The 16,698-nt window shown below is 70.7% G+C and carries 17 protein-coding genes and 1 pseudogene; 11 read left to right on the top strand and 7 right to left on the bottom strand.

The window, feature by feature from the left end; translation table 11 throughout:
* The first annotated feature begins 17 nt into the window (after nt 1–17).
* Genes ipdA through F1734_RS05360 form a run of 3 tightly spaced genes read left to right on the top strand, consistent with a single transcriptional unit; the run spans nt 18 to nt 2,769 of the window.
* Entirely contained in the window at nt 18–899 is an 882-nt protein-coding gene (gene ipdA, locus F1734_RS05370; RefSeq protein ID WP_199915384.1) for a cholesterol ring-cleaving hydrolase subunit IpdA, read from the top strand.
* Entirely contained in the window at nt 896–1,672 is a 777-nt protein-coding gene (ipdB, locus tag F1734_RS05365) for a cholesterol ring-cleaving hydrolase subunit IpdB (RefSeq protein ID WP_010594476.1), read from the top strand. The genes ipdA and ipdB overlap by 4 nt, the downstream gene beginning before the upstream one ends.
* Nucleotides 1,669–2,769, top strand: coding sequence for an NAD(P)H-dependent flavin oxidoreductase (locus tag F1734_RS05360; RefSeq protein WP_017680974.1), 1,101 nt, complete (start codon nt 1,669–1,671; stop codon nt 2,767–2,769). Before ipdB ends, F1734_RS05360 begins: the two co-directional genes overlap by 4 nt.
* On the opposite strand, the gene F1734_RS05355 is transcribed toward F1734_RS05360, so the two are convergent.
* Nucleotides 2,730–3,431, bottom strand: coding sequence for a Rossmann-fold NAD(P)-binding domain-containing protein (locus F1734_RS05355; RefSeq protein WP_238424117.1), 702 nt, complete (start codon nt 3,429–3,431; stop codon nt 2,730–2,732). The genes F1734_RS05360 and F1734_RS05355 overlap by 40 nt on opposite strands.
* On the opposite strand from F1734_RS05355, the pseudogene F1734_RS05350 reads away from it, so the two are divergent.
* Nucleotides 3,396–4,019: pseudogene (locus F1734_RS05350) on the top strand (LuxR C-terminal-related transcriptional regulator); the annotation flags it as partial. The gene F1734_RS05355 and the pseudogene F1734_RS05350 sit on opposite strands and share 36 nt — an antisense overlap.
* Before the next feature lie 19 nt (nt 4,020–4,038).
* On the opposite strand, the gene F1734_RS05345 reads toward F1734_RS05350, so the two are convergent.
* Nucleotides 4,039–4,308 (bottom strand): DUF2277 domain-containing protein, encoded by a 270-nt coding sequence (locus F1734_RS05345; protein ID WP_003935852.1) that lies wholly within the window; start codon nt 4,306–4,308, stop codon nt 4,039–4,041.
* Nucleotides 4,309–4,331: 23 nt separating this feature from the next.
* A complete protein-coding gene (locus F1734_RS05340) occupies nt 4,332–4,916 on the bottom strand; it encodes a TetR/AcrR family transcriptional regulator (RefSeq protein WP_017680971.1) in 585 nt (194 codons plus the stop codon).
* Between the two features lie 88 nt (nt 4,917–5,004).
* On the opposite strand from F1734_RS05340, the gene F1734_RS05335 reads away from it, so the two are divergent.
* Both F1734_RS05335 and F1734_RS05330 read left to right on the top strand, forming a co-directional pair.
* The gene (locus F1734_RS05335) at nt 5,005–6,402 is read left to right on the top strand and encodes a cytochrome P450 (protein WP_040274007.1); all 1,398 of its coding nucleotides are present in this window, start codon (nt 5,005–5,007) and stop codon (nt 6,400–6,402) included.
* Nucleotides 6,403–6,470: 68 nt separating this feature from the next.
* A complete protein-coding gene (locus F1734_RS05330; RefSeq protein ID WP_203011406.1) occupies nt 6,471–6,875 on the top strand; it encodes a hypothetical protein in 405 nt (134 codons plus the stop codon).
* Between the two features lie 67 nt (nt 6,876–6,942).
* On the opposite strand, the gene F1734_RS05325 is transcribed toward F1734_RS05330, so the two are convergent.
* From F1734_RS05325 to F1734_RS05310, 4 genes are all read right to left on the bottom strand, one after another.
* The gene (locus F1734_RS05325; RefSeq protein WP_010594483.1) at nt 6,943–8,091 is read right to left on the bottom strand and encodes an acetyl-CoA C-acetyltransferase; all 1,149 of its coding nucleotides are present in this window, start codon (nt 8,089–8,091) and stop codon (nt 6,943–6,945) included.
* 34 nt (nt 8,092–8,125) lie between these two features.
* A complete protein-coding gene (locus F1734_RS05320; protein WP_040273853.1) occupies nt 8,126–8,728 on the bottom strand; it encodes a TetR/AcrR family transcriptional regulator in 603 nt (200 codons plus the stop codon).
* Nucleotides 8,729–8,794: 66 nt separating this feature from the next.
* Complete coding sequence (locus F1734_RS05315; protein ID WP_010594485.1) at nt 8,795–9,595, bottom strand: SDR family oxidoreductase; 801 nt, start codon at nt 9,593–9,595, stop codon at nt 8,795–8,797.
* Nucleotides 9,592–10,815, bottom strand: a complete 1,224-nt coding sequence (locus F1734_RS05310) for an acyl-CoA dehydrogenase family protein (protein WP_238424110.1) — start codon at nt 10,813–10,815, stop codon at nt 9,592–9,594. Before F1734_RS05310 ends, F1734_RS05315 begins: the two co-directional genes overlap by 4 nt.
* Before the next feature lie 44 nt (nt 10,816–10,859).
* Between F1734_RS05310 and F1734_RS05305 the strand changes: the two genes are divergently transcribed.
* Genes F1734_RS05305 through F1734_RS05285 form a run of 5 tightly spaced genes read left to right on the top strand, consistent with a single transcriptional unit; the run spans nt 10,860 to nt 16,462 of the window.
* Complete coding sequence (locus F1734_RS05305) at nt 10,860–12,407, top strand: FadD3 family acyl-CoA ligase (RefSeq protein ID WP_026137818.1); 1,548 nt, start codon at nt 10,860–10,862, stop codon at nt 12,405–12,407.
* Nucleotides 12,404–13,291 carry an enoyl-CoA hydratase gene (locus F1734_RS05300; protein ID WP_010594488.1) on the top strand — a complete coding sequence of 296 codons (888 nt, stop codon included), beginning with the start codon at nt 12,404–12,406 and terminating at the stop codon, nt 13,289–13,291. Before F1734_RS05305 ends, F1734_RS05300 begins: the two co-directional genes overlap by 4 nt.
* Nucleotides 13,291–14,451, top strand: a complete 1,161-nt coding sequence (locus F1734_RS05295) for an acyl-CoA dehydrogenase family protein (RefSeq protein WP_203011405.1) — start codon at nt 13,291–13,293, stop codon at nt 14,449–14,451. Before F1734_RS05300 ends, F1734_RS05295 begins: the two co-directional genes overlap by 1 nt.
* Nucleotides 14,448–15,416 (top strand): acyl-CoA dehydrogenase family protein, encoded by a 969-nt coding sequence (locus tag F1734_RS05290; protein WP_048773357.1) that lies wholly within the window; start codon nt 14,448–14,450, stop codon nt 15,414–15,416. The genes F1734_RS05295 and F1734_RS05290 overlap by 4 nt, the downstream gene beginning before the upstream one ends.
* Entirely contained in the window at nt 15,413–16,462 is a 1,050-nt protein-coding gene (locus tag F1734_RS05285; protein ID WP_048773359.1) for an acyl-CoA dehydrogenase family protein, read from the top strand. The genes F1734_RS05290 and F1734_RS05285 overlap by 4 nt, the downstream gene beginning before the upstream one ends.
* Nucleotides 16,463–16,698: the final 236 nt, after the last annotated feature.

The raw sequence follows: 16,698 nt of genomic DNA, 5'->3' as shown, positions 1-16,698 counted from the left end.
AGGAGACATGAAACACCATGCGTGACAAGAGGATGTCGCTCGACGACGTGGTCGGCGAGCTGCGCAGCGGCATGACGATCGGCATCGGCGGCTGGGGGTCGCGGCGCAAGCCGATGGCGCTCGTCCGCGCGATCCTGCGCTCGGATCTGACGGACCTGACGGTCGTGACCTACGGGGGCCCGGACCTGGGCCTGCTGTGCTCGGCCGGGAAGGTGAAGAAGGCGTACTACGGGTTCGTCTCCCTCGACTCGGCCCCGTTCTACGACCCGTGGTTCGCCAAGGCCCGCACGAACGGGGAGATCGTCGCGCGGGAGATGGACGAGGGCATGGTCAAGTGCGGCCTCGAGGCGGCCGCCGCGCGGCTGCCGTTCCTGCCGATCCGCGCCGGCCTGGGCTCGGCCGTCGTCGACTTCTGGGAAGGCGAGCTGCAGACCGTCACCTCGCCGTACCCCGGCGAGTCGGGCGAGGCCGAGACGCTGATCGCGATGCCGGCGCTGAATCTCGATGCGGCCCTGGTGCATCTGAACATCGGCGATGCGCACGGCAACGCCGCCTACACCGGCGTCGACCCCTACTTCGACGACCTGTACTGCCTGGCCGCCGAGAAGCGGTTCGTCTCGGTCGAACGCATCGTCGAGACCGAGGAGCTCGTCAAATCCGTTCCGCTGCAGTCCCTCGTCCTCAACCGCATGATGGTCGACGGGGTCGTCGAGGCACCGAACGGCGCCCACTTCACCCTTGCCGGCGACAGTTACGGCCGCGACGAGAAGTTCCAGCGCCACTACGCCGAATCGGCGAAGGACCCGCAGACGTGGCAGGGGTTCGTCGACCGGTTCCTCTCCGGCAGCGAGGACGACTACCAGGCCGCAGTGCAGGCCTTCAGCGAGGAGCAGGCATGACCGAGACGACCACCCCGGCGACCTCCGGCACGGTGACCCGCGCCGAGTACTGCGCCATCGCATGCGCCGAGATCTTCGCCGGCGCCGGCGAGATCATGGCCAGCCCGATGGCGACCCTGCCGCTCATCGGCGCCCGCCTCGCCCGGCTGACCACCGAACCGGACCTGCTCATCACCGACGGCGAGGCCCTGATCCTCGCCGACACCCCCGCCGTCGGCGCGAAGGGCCCGATCGAAGGCTGGATGCCGTTCCGCAAGGTGTTCGACGTCGTCGCCTCCGGCCGACGCCACGTCGTGATGGGCGCCAACCAGATCGACCGGCACGGCAACCAGAACCTGTCGGCGTTCGGGCCGCTGCAGCACCCCACCCGGCAGATGTTCGGCGTGCGCGGCGCCCCCGGCAACACCATCAACCACGCGACGAGCTACTGGGTCGGCAAGCACAACACGCGCGTGTTCTGCGACAAGGTCGACATCGTCTCGGGTGTCGGCTACGACAAGGTCGATCCGGCCAACCCGGCGTTCCGGTTCCTGCACCTGCACCGGGTCGTCACCAACCTCGGCTCGTTCGACTTCGGCGGTCCCGGCCACACGTTCCGGGCGCTGACCCTGCACCCCGGGGTCACCGCCGAGCAGGTCGCCGAGAACACCTCCTTCGAGGTGGCGGGCCTCGACGAGGCCGGCCTCACCCGGGAGCCCACCGCCGAGGAACTGCGCCTGATCCGTGAGGTCCTCGATCCGCGCGGGCTGCGAGACCGGGAGGTCGCGGTATGAGTCCGCGCCTGACGACGGCCCTGACCGACCTGGTCGGCATCGAGCATCCGATCGTCCAGACCGGCATGGGCTGGGTGTCCGGCCCCCGGCTGACCGCCGCCACCTCCAACGCGGGTGGCCTCGGCATCCTGGCGTCGGCGACGATGACGTACGAGGAACTCGAGGTCGCCGTCGCGAAGACGAAGGCGGCGACGGACAAGCCCTTCGGCGTGAACATCCGGGCCGATGCGTCCGACGCCGCCCAGCGCATCGACCTGCTCATCCGCGAGAACGTCAAGGTCGCGTCCTTCGCGCTCGCGCCCAGGAAGGAACTGATCGCCGAGCTCAAGGATCACGGCGTCGTGGTGATCCCGTCCATCGGCGCCGCGAAGCACGCGGTGAAGGTGGCCGCGTGGGGCGCCGACGCGGTGATCGTGCAGGGCGGCGAAGGCGGCGGGCACACCGGACCGGTGGCCACCACGCTGCTGCTGCCGAGCGTGCTCGACGCCGTCGACATCCCAGTCGTCGCGGCCGGCGGGTTCTTCGACGGCCGGGGCCTGGCAGCGGCGCTCGCCTACGGGGCGGCCGGCGTCGCCATGGGCACCCGGTTCCTGCTCACCAGCGACAGCGCCGTGCCCGACTCGGTGAAGCAGGAGTACCTGGGCCGGGGCCTGCAGGACACGACGGTCTCGGTCAAGGTCGACGGCATGCCGCACCGCGTGCTCAACACCGAGCTCGTGGACAGCCTCGAACGCGGCAGCTACGCGAAGGGCCTCGCCGCCGCCGCCAGGAACGCGGCCAAGTTCAAGGCCATGACCGGGATGAAGTGGTCGACGCTCGTCAAGGACGGCATCGCGATGAAGCGGGCGAGCGACCGCACGTGGCAGCAGATCATCATGGCGGCCAACACCCCCATGCTGCTCAAGGCCGGGCTCGTCGAGGGCAACACCGAGGCCGGTGTGCTCGCCTCCGGGCAGGTCGTCGGCATGCTCGACGACCTGCCCAGCTGCCAGGAGCTGATCGACCGCATCGTCACCGAGGCCGTCGAGCGGATCGACGCGCTGGCCGCGCTGCGTGGTCAGGCCCAGGCGCCGCGCGCCGCCGCGCCGCGCGCGTAGGTCTCGAACGAGATCGGTGGCCGGCCCGTCACCTCGGCGACGACGTCGTTCGGGGTGACGTCGCCGGTCGCCCGCAGCGCCTCGAAGGCCTCGATCTCGGCAAGCACCTGCGCCCGGTCCAGACCGAAACCGGTCATGGTCTCGAGGTAGGCGTCGGGCTCGCCGCGGTAACGCACCGGCCGCCCCGACTCGCGGGCGACGATCGCCGTCGCCTCCCCGAACGACAACGCGTCGGGTCCGCTCAGCTCGTACGTGCGACCCGCATGACCGGGCTCGGTCGGAGCCACCACCGCGACGGCGGCGATGTCCTCGGCGTCGTTGAACGCCTGCCGGACGTCGCCGAGCGGCACCACGACGTCGCCGGCGAGCACGGCGTCGCGCAGGAAGCCCTCGTCGAAGTTCTGATCGAACCAGTCCGCCCGGACCACCGTCGACTCCACTCCCGGCGAGGTGACCGCGCGTTCGGCGGCCAGCAGCCGCGTGTCGTTCATCGTGTCGATCGCCTTGCTGGACAGCAACACGAGCCGTGAAACTACTTCTGCCACCGCTAGTTCCACGAACTCGTCGGCGATCGGCACGCCGTCGGGCGCCATGACGAACACCGCGCCGGACCCCGCGACGACGGGTACGCCCCGTGGGTCTCGGGCCTGGCCTACTTCCATCTCGGCCGTGTCGACGACGCCGTCGGCGCGGCGGAACGGGCCCTGCGGATCCAGCGTGAGTTCAAGGACAAGGTCTGCACGGCCCTGTCGATCGAACTCCTCGCGTGGTCCGCGGAAGCGGCCGGTCGCACCGAGCGGTCTGCCGCGCTCCTCGGTGCCGCCGAGGCGGTGTGGCAGCGACTCGGCACGTCCGTCGCCGCCTTCGGTCCCCACATCACGAACGACTCCGCGCACTGGAAGCAGCGGGTCCGGCAGGCTCTCGGACCGAAGCGGTACGCCCGCCTGTCGACACCGCCGGCACGACTGACGATCGAGCAGACAGTCGACACGGCCCTCGGAACGCCTGCGGAGGAGTCGGTCACCACGGCGCCCGGCGCCTCGCCGTTGACGCGCAGGGAAGCGGAGGTGGCCGAACTCGTCGCCCGCGGCCTCAGCAACCGGGAAATCGCGGATCAGCTCGTGATCTCGCACCGGACGGTCGACGGGCACGTCGAGCACATCCTGGGCAAACTCGGGGTCGGATCCCGCACGCAGGTGGTTGCCTGGGTCCACGCCCGTGCCGCGGGAACGGCACCGGCGTCCGGCTGAGGCCCGTCGAGGACGTGGTTCAGCCGCGCGCTGCGATCCGCGCCTGCACCTCCGGCCGGCGCAGCGGCGGCACCGTCGGCGGCGGCTGGCGGCGCGGCGGGAGCCGGTCGAGCAGCCGCATGGTGACGGCCGTGACCTCGGCGACGGCCTCCTCGAACGGTTCGCGGGTGGCGTCGGACAGCTTGTGGACGCCGCTGACCTTGCGCACGTACTGACGGGCGGCGGCCTCGATCTCCTCGTCGGTCGCTGCCGGCTCGAGCCCGCGCAGTTCCGTGATGTTCCGGCACATGGACCGAGGGTAACGCCGGACCGTCAGCCGAGGCGACCGCCGAGCATGCCCCGCAGTGCGTTCAGGCACAGCTCCCGTAGCTGTTCGCCGGTGACGGCGGGGTGATCGTGCCAGTCGACGCAGACGCTGCGGACGAGGGCGATCCAGCCCTGCACGGCCACCGCGACGAGTTCGCGTTCGTCGTCGGGCGGGGCGAGGGCGTCGAGGATGCGCTCCTGCTGCACGCCGAGTTCGGCGTCGACGATCGCGCGGATGCCGGCGTCGGCGGAGTCCGCGGCCCGGTTGACCGCCGCGACGCCCTGCCGGTGCGAGGCGACGTAGTCGAGGTAGGCGTCGAGGCCCGCGGTGATCCGCTCGGCGACGGTGAGCCGCGGATCCGGTTCGGTGACGGCGAGCAGCCGGTCCGATTCGCGTTGGACGACCGCCGCCATGAAGTCTCGCTTGGTCGGAAAGTAGTGGTACATCAGGCCACGTGAAACCCCCGCGAGCTCGGCGACCTCCTCGATCCACACGTCGTCGTAGGCACGCTCGGCGAACAGACGCGCGCCGATGTCGAGCAGCTGCGCGCGGCGCTGCTCGGGATCGAGACGTCGGCGGGGTTGGGCCACGGACCCAATCTAGTTCTTGACAGGCGTCCGTCCCGGCGTAGCGTGGCTACTGTACACGGATTCAATAGCTGGGGGTCGGAGCATGGTCATGGCCACGTCGCGGGTGTTCGACACGGAAATTCCACGCCCGCCGAAACGCCTGCCCCTCGCCGGCGACATCCTGGGCATGTCGCTGAAGACACCGGTGCAGAACTCGATGGCCACCCACAAGGCCCTCGGCCCGGTGTTCGAGCGGACGGCGTTCGGCCGTCGCTTCGTGTTCGTCTGCTCCGGCGACCTCACGGCCGAGCTGTCCGACGAGAAGCGCTTCGCCAAGCACCTCGCCCCGGGGGTCGAGGCCCTGCGGGCGATCGGCGGCGACGGGCTGTTCACCGCCTACAACGAGGAACCGAACTGGCGTCGCGCTCACGAACTGCTCATGCCGGCGTTCACGCAGCAGGCGATGCGCCGGTACCACGCCACGATGCTCGACGTCACCGCCCAGCTCGTCGCGCACTGGGACCGCCGGGCACGCAGCGGCGGCGACGTCGACGTCGCCGCGGACATGACGAAGCTGACCCTGGAGACCATCGGCCGCACCGGGTTCAGCTACTCGTTCGAGCCGTTCGAACGCGAAGAGCGGCACCCGTTCGTCGAGGCGATGGTCGGCGGCCTGTCGTTCTCGCAGCGCAGCATGCTGCGCACCGTTCCCGTCGTCGGGCGCTTCCTCTTCCCCGCCGCCAAGCGGCAGTACGACCTCGACCGGGCGCACATGCACGACGTCGTCGACGCAGTGATCCGCAGCAGGAGCGATGCGCCCGGCCCTGCCCCCGACGACCTGCTCGAGCTGATGCTGCGGGCGGCCCGCGAGGACGATCCCCACAGGCTCGACCCCGTCAACATCCGCAACCAGGTGCTCACCTTCCTCGTCGCCGGACACGAAACCACCTCGGGCGCCTTGTCGTTCGCCCTGTACTACCTGATGCGCGACCCACGGGCCTACGCGCGGGCACGGGCGGAGGTCGAGGAGGTCTGGGGCGACGGCGAGCCCGCCTTCGAACAGATCGCCAAGCTGCGCTACGTCCGCCGGGTGCTCGACGAGGCGCTGCGGCTGTGGCCGACCGCACCCGCGTACGCGCGGGAAGCGAAGGCGGACACCACCCTGGGTGGCCGGTACCGGATGCGCGCCGGCGACTGGGTGCTCGTGCTGCTGCCCGCGGTGCACCGGGACCGCGCGGTGTGGGGCGACGACGCCGACGAGTTCGACCCCGACCGATTCCTGCCCGAACGGGTCCGGGCCCGCCCCGCGCACGTGTACAAGCCGTTCGGCACCGGAGAACGCGCCTGCATCGGACGGCAGTTCGCGCTGCACGAGGCAACACTCGTGCTGGGAACCCTGTTGCGCCGTTACGACCTGACGATGGATCCCGGCTACCGGCTGAAGGTCGCCGAACGTCTCACGCTCATGCCGGAGGGCCTGCACGCCCGGGTGTCCTTCAAGTCCTGAGCGGCCGCCCGCCCGTGTCGTACGCTGTGCCCGACGGGTGGGAGAGGCCCGCACGGGAGGGAGACGCCATGCGATTCGGGTATGCAGGTGCGACGGCGGCGGTGTTGTCCACGATCGTTGCGGCAGTGGTTGTTCCGGCCACGGCCCAGGCGACCGCCACCGCCGACGTCGTCGCGGGTCGCGAGCGGGTGAAGGTGACGGTGCACGGCGTGCCCGTCCACCCGGAGAGCTGCCGCGTCGATCCGGACGCGGACGGGAACACCCGCAGTCTGCCTCTCGAGCCGTCCGGGTCGATGGTCGCCCATCAGGTGGCGCCCGGGCCCCGGCGGGTGGTCGTCTGGTGCCCGGACGGCGGCGTCGTCCACCAGCAGATCGTCCACGTCCTGCCCGCCGATCCGCTCGCCGATCTCGCGGACCATGCGTTCCGCACCGCCGGCAGCAGCGACCGCGTCACCGACCCGACCCTGCGCTGACGCGCCGGTGCGTCCTTTGGGTTGCCCTGACCGCCCAAAGGACACACCGGCGGCGCAGCCGCCCCGGCTACACGCGCTCGATGATCGTCACGTTCGCGGTGCCGCCGCCCTCGCAGATCGTCAGCAGCCCGTACCGGCCCTCGCGCCGCTCGAGCTCGTTGAGCAGCGTCGCCATCAGCTTGGTGCCGGTGGCGCCGAGCGGGTGACCCAGCGCGATGGCGCCGCCGTTGACGTTGACCTTGGCCGGGTCTGCGCCGATCTCCTTGATCCAGGCCAGCACGACGGGGGCGAAGGCCTCGTTGATCTCGACCAGATCGATGTCGTCGATGCTCAGACCGGTCTTCGCCAGCGCGTGCTGCGTGGCCGGGATGGGCGCGCTGAGCATGAAGATCGGGTCGTCGCCGCGGGCGCTGAGGTGATGGATCCGTGCACGAGGCTTCAGGCCGTACGTGCGCACGGCCTCGTCGGAGGCGAGCAGCACCGCCGACGCACCGTCGGAGATCTGGCTGGCGACGGCGGCGGTGAGCCTGCCGCCCTCGACGAGCGTCGCGAGGGACGCCATCTTCTCGAGGCTCGTCTCGCGGGGCCCCTCGTCGACGGCGGCGTCGCCGAGCGGGACGATCTCGCCCTCGAAGCGGCCCTCGGCGATGGCCGCCTTGGCCCGCTCGTGGCTCTGCAGCGCCCAGCGCTCGAGGTCCTCACGGCTGAGATCCCACTTGTCGGCGATCATCTCGGCACCGCGGAACTGCGAGACCTCCTGATCGCCGTAACGCTCGGTCCAGCCGGTCGAACCCCCGAACGGGGTGTCGAAGCCGTACTGCTGCCCGACGATCATCGCCGCCGAGATCGGGATCTGCGACATGTTCTGCACGCCGCCGGCGACGATGAGGTCGGCGGTGCCGGACAGGATGGCCTGCGCACCGAAGTGCAGGGCCTGCTGGCTCGACCCGCACTGCCGGTCGACGGTGACGCCGGGGACGTGCTGCGGGTAGCCGGCGGCGAGCCACGAGGTGCGGGCGATGTTGCCGGCCTGACCGCCGATGGCGTCGACGCAGCCGAAGACGACGTCGTCGACGTCGCTCGGGTCGATGCCGGTGCGGTCCACGATCGCCTTGATCACGTGCGCGCCCAGGTCGGCGGGGTGGACGGCGGACAGGCCGCCGTTCTTCTTGCCGATCGGGGTGCGTACCGCGTCGACGATGTATGCCTCGGTCATGAGGGACTCCTAGTCGGTTCCGGGAAAAGTCGGTTCAGGGATTGGCAAGTCCGTCGAGCACGATGGACAGGTACTGCTGGGCCACCTTGTCGGCGGTGAGGGTGCCACCGGGCCGATACCAGCGCACGGCCACCCACACGGTGTCGCGCAGGAACCGGAAGACGAGTTCGACGTCGACGTCCGGCCGGAACGTGCCGTCGGCGATGCCGCGCTCGATCACCCCCACCCACAGGTCGCGGAATTCGGTGTTGCGCTCGGAGATGTAGGAGAACCGCTCGTTCTCCACGAGCCGCTTGGCCTCGTCCTGGTAGATCGCGACCGCGGCGTGCGACTTGTCGATCGACTCGTACGACGCGGTGATGAGCGCCTCGAGGGTGGCACGCGAGTCCGAACCCGAGGCGACGATCTCGCGGTAGCGACCGAACAGGTCGTCGAGAAATCCCCGCAGGATCTCGTCGACCATCGACTCCTTGGAGTCGAAATGGTGGTAGAGACTGCCCGACAGGATGCCTGCGGCGTCGGCGATGTCGCGCACGGTGGTGGCACGCACCCCGCGCGAGGCGAACAGTTCCGCGGCGATGTCGAGCAGCTCGGCCCGACGCCCGGACTTGGTGGCATCGTCTCTGGGAGGAGTCATGAAGGCATCCTTTCAGGGCTGCCGTGCGCGGTTTCGGTAGCGGCCGCTACCGGAACCGCGCACGGGTCAGGCCCGCTGCGACGAGATCGAGACGACCTCACCGGTCAGGTACGTGGTGTAGTCGCTGGCGAGCATGGCGATGGTCGCGGCGATCTCCCAGACCTCCGCGGCCCGCCCGTACGCCTCGTCGGCGGCGAGCCGGTCGAGCAGTTCCTCGCTGGTGACCTTCGCGAGGAAGGCGTGCCGCGCGATCGACGGCGCGACGGCGTTGATCCGGACCCCGTACTCGGCGGCCTCGATCGCCGAGCAGCGGGTCAGCGCCATCACGCCGGCCTTGGCGGCCGCGTAGTGCGCCTGCGAGTGCTGCGCGCGCCACCCGAGCACGGAGGCGTTGTTGACGAGGACGCCGCCGTGGTCGGCCGACCGGAAGTAGCGCAGCGCCGCGCGCGTCGCACGGAAGGTGCTGGTGAGGGTGATGTCGAGGACGCGGTCCCACTGCTCGTCGGTCATGTCGACGACGGGGGTCTCGCCGCCGAGGCCGGCGTTGTTGACCAGCACGTCGATGCGCCCGAGTCGCTCGGCGGCCCCGGTGATCAGCGCATCGACCTGCTCGGTCGAGGAGACGTCGCACACGACGGACTCCACCTGCTGCGACGGGAACTCGGCGGCGAGCTTGTCGACCGTCTCCCCGAGCCGGCGCTCGTGGAAGTCGGAGACGAGCACGTCGCCGCCCTCGAGCAGGGCGCGACGGGCGGTCGCGAACCCGATGCCCGTGCCGGCGGCGGCGGTGACGACGACCTTCTTGCCGCTCAGCAGGCCGTGGCCCGGGGTCTCGACGGGCGGGGTGGCGAGGGGGGAAGTGGTCACGGACGGGCCTCTCGGGGAAGGCCGAGCACGCGCTCGGCGATGATGTTGCGCTGGATCTCGTTGGATCCGCCGTAGATGGTGTCGGCGCGGGTGAACAGGAACAGCCGCTGCCATTCGGCGAGCTCGAGGTGCTCGGGGTCCGAGAGCACCGACGGGATGCCGGCGTGGTCGTGGTCCGGTCCGGTGAGCGAGGCAGGCCCCTGCACGTCCATTGCCAGGGCGCCGAGGTCGCGATGCCAGTTGGCCCACAGCAGCTTCGCCACCGACGCCTGGCCGGGGTCGGCGTCGCCGAGGGTGCGCACGGCGTGGGCCCGCATGACGCGCAGACCGATCCGGGCGCGGGCGATCCGTTCGCGGATGTGCGGGTCGTCGGCCGCACCGGTCGCGACCGCGAGATCGGCGATGCTCTGCAGCTCCCGGGCGAAGCCGATCTGCTGGCCGAGGGTCGACACTCCCCGCTCGAAGGTGAGCAGGCCCATCGCGACCTTCCAGCCGTCGCCGGGAGCACCGACGACGAGGTCGGCGTCGGTGACGGCGTCGTCGAAGAAGACCTCGTTGAACTCGGAGGTGCCGGTGAGCTGCTGGATGGGCCGGACCGTCACGCCCGGCTGATCGAGCGGCACGAGCAGGAAGCTCAGGCCGTGGTGCCGGGTCGAGCCGGGTTCGGTGCGGCACACCACGAACGCCCACTGCGCGACGTGCGCGAGCGACGTCCACACCTTCTGGCCGTTGATCACCCACTTGCCGTCCTCGAGCCGGGCGGTGGTGGAGACGTTGGCCAGGTCGGAGCCCGCGCCGGGCTCGGAGTAGCCCTGCGCCCACAGTTCGGTGACGTTGCGGATCCCGGGCAGGAAGCGGCGCTTCTGTTCCTCGGTGCCGAAGGCGACGAGGGTGGGGCCGAGCAGTTCCTCGCCGAGGTGGTTCACCCGCGCCGGTGCGTTCGCCCTGGCGTACTCCTCGTGGAAGATCACCTGCTGCTCGAGGGTCGCACCGCGGCCACCGTGCTCGGTGGGCCAGCCGATGCAGGTCCATCCGGCGGCGGCGAGGTGCCGGTCCCAGGCCAGACGTTCCTCGAAGAACTCGTGCTCGCTACCCGGTCCGCCCTTGCCTCTGAGCGCGGCGAACTCGCCGGTCAGGTTCTCCTCCAGCCACCGGCGGACGGTCGCGGCGAATTCGGTGTCGGCCAAACCCGTGTCGTCCAGTCTCTCGCTCTCATGCACGTCTGTACGATAACCTACCAAGCACTTGCTAGGTAGGGAGCTCCGTGACTGCACAACCGAGAACCACACCGGCCGCCGTCGAACGCGCCGCATCGGTGTACGCCGACCGGACCGCGATCGTCGACGGCGACGTGCGACCGACGTTCGCACAACTTCGCGATCACGTCCGCGAATTCGCCGCCGCACTCGTCGCCCACGGCGTCGGGCCCGGCGCACGCGTCGCGATCTGGTCGCCCAACACCCACCACTGGATAGTCGCTGCGCTCGGGATCCAGTGGGCCGGCGGCGTCGTCGTCCCCGTCAACACCCGCTACACCGGGGCGGAGGCGCACGACATCCTCGACCGCATCCGTGCCGAGGCCCTCGTCGTCGCCGGCGACTTCCTCGGCACGGACAGGTACGCCGCCCTGCGCGCCGCCGCGCCCGGCCTGCACGTGCCCACCGTGGTGCGGGTCCCGCTGGGTGGGACCGACGCACCGGCCGACGGCGTCGTGGACTGGGACGACTTCCTCGCCGCGGCGACGGCGGACGCGCGCACCGAGGCCGACGCCCGGGCGCGGGCCGTCTCTCCCGACGACGTCAGCGACATCCTGTTCACCTCGGGCACGACCGGGCGCAGCAAGGGCGTGCTCAGCGCCCACCGGCAGCTGATCGGGGTGGCGCAGGCGTGGGCCGAGTGCGCCGAGCTCACGCCGGACGACAACTACCTGATCATCAATCCGTTCTTCCACAGCTTCGGCTACAAGGCCGGGTTCGTCGCCGCGCTGCTCGCGGGCGCGACCGCCGTGCCGATGGCGGTGTTCGACGTCGAGAAGGTCATGGCCACCGTCGCCGACCGGCGGATCAGCGTGCTGCCGGGCGCACCGACGATCTACCAGAGCATCCTCGACCACCCCCGCCGCGACGAGTTCGACATGTCGTCCCTGCGGATCGCGGTCACCGGGGCCGCACCCGTGCCCGTCGCGCTCGTCGAGCGCATGCAGAACGAACTGAGCTTCGACGCCGTGCTCACCGCGTACGGCCAGACCGAGGCCGTGGTCGCGACGATGTGCCGCACCGACGACGATCCCGTCACCGTCTCCACCTCCTCCGGCCGCGCCGCCGCCGGCTTCGAGGTCCGCATCGGCGACAAGGGCGAGATCCTGCTGCGCGGCCCGAACGTGATGCTCGGTTACCTCGACGACCCGGAGGCCACCGCCGAGACGATCGACGCCGACGGCTGGCTGCACACCGGCGACGTCGGCACCCTCGACGAACGCGGCTACCTCGACATCACCGACCGGCTCAAGGACATGTACATCAGCGGGGGGTTCAACGTCTATCCCGCCGAGATCGAGGCGGCGTTGATGCGCCTGCCCGGCGTCCACGAGGTCGCGGTCGTCGGCGTGCCCGACGAGCGCATGGGCGAGGTCGGCCGCGCGCACGTCGTCGCCCTCGAGGGCAGCGGCCTCACCGAGGAGTCGGTGATCGCGTTCTGCAAGGAGAAGCTGGCCAACTTCAAGGTGCCGCGCTCGGTTCGCTTCACCGGGCACCTGCCCCGTAACCCGTCCGGCAAGGTTCTGAAAAACATTCTGCGTGAGGAGAAGTCATGACCGTCCCCTACGAGCCCGATGTCGTCACCTACGAGGTGCGCGACGGCATCGCGATCGTCACCCTCAACCGGCCGGACTACCGCAACGCGCAGAACTCCGTGATGACCTACGCGCTCGACGCCGCCTTCGAACGCGCCGTCGAGGACGACGAGGTCAAGGTGATCGTGCTCGCCGGCAACGGCAAGCACTTCTCCGCCGGGCACGACCTGGGCACCCCCGGTCGTGACCACCACGTCCACTACGACAACAAGGCCGTCATGTGGTGGGACCACGTCGACAAGCCCGGCGGCGACCAGCGGTACGCCCGCGAGATGGAGGTGTACCTGGGCATGTGCCGCCGCTGGCGGGAGATCCCCAAGCCGACGGTGGCGATGGTGCAGGGCGCATGCATCGCCGGCGGCCTCATGCTCGCGTGGGTGTGCGACCTGATCGTCGCCTCGGAGGACGCGTTCTTCTCGGATCCGGTGGTGCGGATGGGCATTCCCGGCGTGGAGTACTTCGCCCACCCCTGGGTCCTGGGCACGCGCTTCGCCAAGGAGATCCTCTACACCGGTGACCGCTTCGGTGCCCAGCGCGCCTACGAGGTCGGCATGGTCAATCGTGTCGTGCCACGCGAGAAGCTCGAGGAGGAGACCCTCGCCCTGGCCGGACGGATCGCGGAGATGCCGCGGTTCGGGCTGGCCCTGACCAAGCGCGCCGTCAACCAGTGCGAGGACCAGATGGGCATGCGCAACGGCATGGACTCGGTGTTCGGCCTGCACCACTTCGCGCACGCCCACAACGCCGAGGTCGGCACCGACTCCCTCGGCGGCATGAACGCGAAATCGATGGCCGCGAGCGCACGCCCGGTGAGCGGCTCTGCCGCGCAGGAAGGAACGAAGTAGTGGATCTGCAACTCGACGACGCGACCCTCGCCTTCCGCGACGAGGTCCGCGCCTTCCTCACCGAGAACGTCCCGTCGAGCCCGCTGAAGTCCATGGACACGGCCGAGGGCTTCGAGGAACACCGCGAGTGGGAACGCACCCTCGCCGAGGCCCGTCTGTCGGTCGTCTCGTGGCCCGAAGAACTCGGCGGGCGCAACGCCACGCTGCAGCAGTGGGTGGTGTTCGAGGAGGAGTACTACCGCGCCGGAGCGCCGGGCCGGGTCAGCCAGAACGGAATCTTCCTGCTCGCTCCCACGCTGTTCGAGCACGCCCACCCCGACCAGCTCGCGCGCATCATGCCGCGCATGGCCCGCGCCGACGACATCTGGGCCCAGGCCTGGTCCGAGCCGGAGTCCGGCAGCGACCTCGCGTCGCTGCGCTCGACCGCCCGGCGGGTCGACGGCGGGTGGCTGCTCAACGGTCAGAAGACGTGGAGCTCGCGGGCGTCCTTCGCGGACATGGGCTTCGGCCTGTTCCGTTCCGACCCGGATGCGCAGCGGCACAAGGGCATCACCTACTTCATGTTCGATCTGCGTACCGAGGGCGTCACCGTCCGGCCCATCGACCAGCTCGACGGCGAACCCGGCTTCGCGGAGATCTTCCTCGAAGACGTGTTCGTCCCGGACGATCCCGCCGACCCCGGCGAGTCCGGCGTGATCGGCGGCGTGAACGAGGGATGGCGCGTCGCGATGAGCACCGCCTCGAACGAACGCGGACTGTCGCTGCGCTCCCCCGGACGGTTCCTCGCCACCGCCGACCGCCTGCTGGCGCTGTACGCGGCGTCGGACCGGCACGGGGACGCGGCCCTGCGCAACCGCGTCGCCGACGCGTGGATCGGGGCGCGCGCATACGAGTTGTCCACCTGGGCCACCGTCACCCGGCTGCAGGACGGCGGCCAGCTCGGCGCCGAGTCGTCCATCAACAAGGTGTTCTGGTCGGACTGGGACATCGCCGCCCACGAGACCGCGCTGGACCTGCAGGGCCCGGCCGCGGAGATCGCCGACGGCTGGACCGACGGCTACCTGTTCTCGCTGTCGGGGCCGATCTACGCGGGCACCAACGAAATCCAGAAGAACGTCATCGCCGAGCGGCTGCTCGGCCTTCCGAAGGGCGACCGATGAGATTCGCGCTCGACTCCTCCCACGAGGACTTCGCGTCCAGCATCGACGCGCTGCTCGCCAAGTCCGATCTGCCTGCGGTCGTCCGGTCGTGGGCCGCCGGTGACACCGGCCCCGGCCTGAAGGTGTGGCAACGGCTCGCCGAGGTCGGCGTCGGCGCGCTGCTCGTCGACGAGGACCACGACGGTCTCGGGGCCGACGCCGTCGACCTCGTCGTCGCCATGGAACAGCTCGGTCGCCACGCGGTGCCCGGCCCGATCGTGGAGACCGTGGCCGTCGCGCCGATCCTGCTGGCCGCCGTCGCTCCGGACCGGCTGCCCGCACTCGCCTCCGGTGAGCTCGCGACGGTCGCCGCGGCACCGCACGTGCCGTACGCGGTCGACGCCGACGTCGCCGACCTCGTGCTGCACGTCGACGGCGGCACGGTCTCGACGGGCACCGCCGGCGACGTTCGGCAGTCCGTCGACCCGGCCCGTCGTCTGCATGCCGTCGCCGCGGCGGACGCATTGGGCGACACGGACTTCGGCGCGGCGTTCGACTACGGAGCCCTGGCCACCGCGGCGCAGCTGCAGGGGCTCGGACGCACCCTCCTCGACACTACGGTCGAGTACGCGCAGCAGCGCAAGCAGTTCGGTCGCGCCATCGGCTCGTTCCAGGCCGTCAAGCACCACCTCGCCGAGGTCGCCGTCGGCCTCGAGATGGCGCGCCCGCTGCTGCTCGGTGCGGCCCTCGCGGTGCGCGACGGCGCAGCGACCGCCTCCCGCGACGTCTCGGCCGCGAAAGTCGCCTGCGGCGACGCGGCCTACCGGGCGGCACGGACGGCACTGCAGGTGCACGGCGCCATCGGCTACACCCTCGAACACGATCTGTCGCTGGCGTTGACCCGGGTGCGGGCCCTCGTCACCGCGTGGGGCACCGCGGACGTGCACCGGGCGCGGGTAGTCGACGCACTGGAGGACGCATCGTGACCTTCGAGACCGAGGATCGCGCCGCGCTGCGCGAGTCGGTGCGCAGCCTGCTCGCCCGGCACTCCGATTCCGCGGCGGTGCGCAAGGCCATCACCCTCCCGGACGGCTACGACGCCGACCTGTGGCAGAAGCTGGTCGAACAGATCGGGGTCGCAGCCCTCGCCGTGCCCGAGGAATACGACGGTGTCGGCGCCTCCCTCGCCGAGACCCACGTCGTGCTCGAGGAACTCGGCCGCACGCTCACCCCGTCGCCGATGCTCGGCTCGGCGGTGCTCTCGGCCCAGGCTCTGCTGCTCTCCGGCGACACCGACGCATGCACCCGCCTGTTGCCGGGCATCGCCGCCGGGGAGATCGCCGCGGTGTGCTGGGCTTCCGAAGCCGGCTGGTCCACACCCGGTGTCGTCCTCGAGGGCGGCCGGCTCGACGGCACCGCCCACTACGTGCTCGGCGGGGACGTCGCGACGACCTTGCTGGTGCTCGCGGCCGACGGGGACGACGTCGCGCTCGTCGAGGTGGATCCGGACGCCGACGGTGTCGTGCGACGCCGGGTGCCGACGATGGATCCGACCCGCACCCTCGCCGAGGTGCGCTTCGAGGGGGTGACGGGCCGGCGGCTCGCGGCGTCCGCCGCTCTCGAGGAGCGCCTGCGGACCGTCGCGCTGATCGCGCTGTCGGCCGAGCAGGTCGGCGCGGCCCGGGCCGCGCTGGATCTGACGGTGGAGTACTCGAAGAACCGCAGGCAGTTCGGCCGGGTCATCGGGTCGTTCCAGGCGCTCAAGCACCGCATGGCCGACATGTACGCACTGGTGGAGACCGCACGCTCGATGTCGTACGCGGCCGCGCTGTCGCAGGACACGCAGGACGCGTACGCGGCGAAGGTGTACTGCTCGGAGGCCTTCGAACAGGTGGCCGCGGAAGCGATCCAGTTGCACGGGGGCATCGCGATCACCTGGGAACACGACGCGCAGCTGTACTTCAAACGCGCGCACGGGGCGGCCCAGCTGTTCGGGCAACCGCGGGAGTTCCTGACCGCGATCGCGCGTTGAGCGCGGGCGGCACCCGCATCCGGGTGCCGCCACCGTTGCCGGCGGCGGCACCGTCCGTACACCGTCTGCCCGGTCCGTAGCAGCGGGACATGCACATCGTCCGCTCGGTTCGGTACCCACGCCTCCCCGCCCCGGGCCCGGGCAAGCAACCTTGCCGGATCGAGTGCGGTGCCCTTATTTTCAGAGAGGACGCAGCAGCTGCCAACTGCCCGGCCTGTTCCTCGGGTGACCCTCGA

It is taken from the genome of Rhodococcus ruber, from assembly GCF_016804345.1.
Taxonomy (GTDB): Bacteria; Actinomycetota; Actinomycetes; order Mycobacteriales; family Mycobacteriaceae; genus Rhodococcus; species Rhodococcus ruber.
This window is presented reverse-complemented; position numbering and strand designations above follow the sequence as displayed.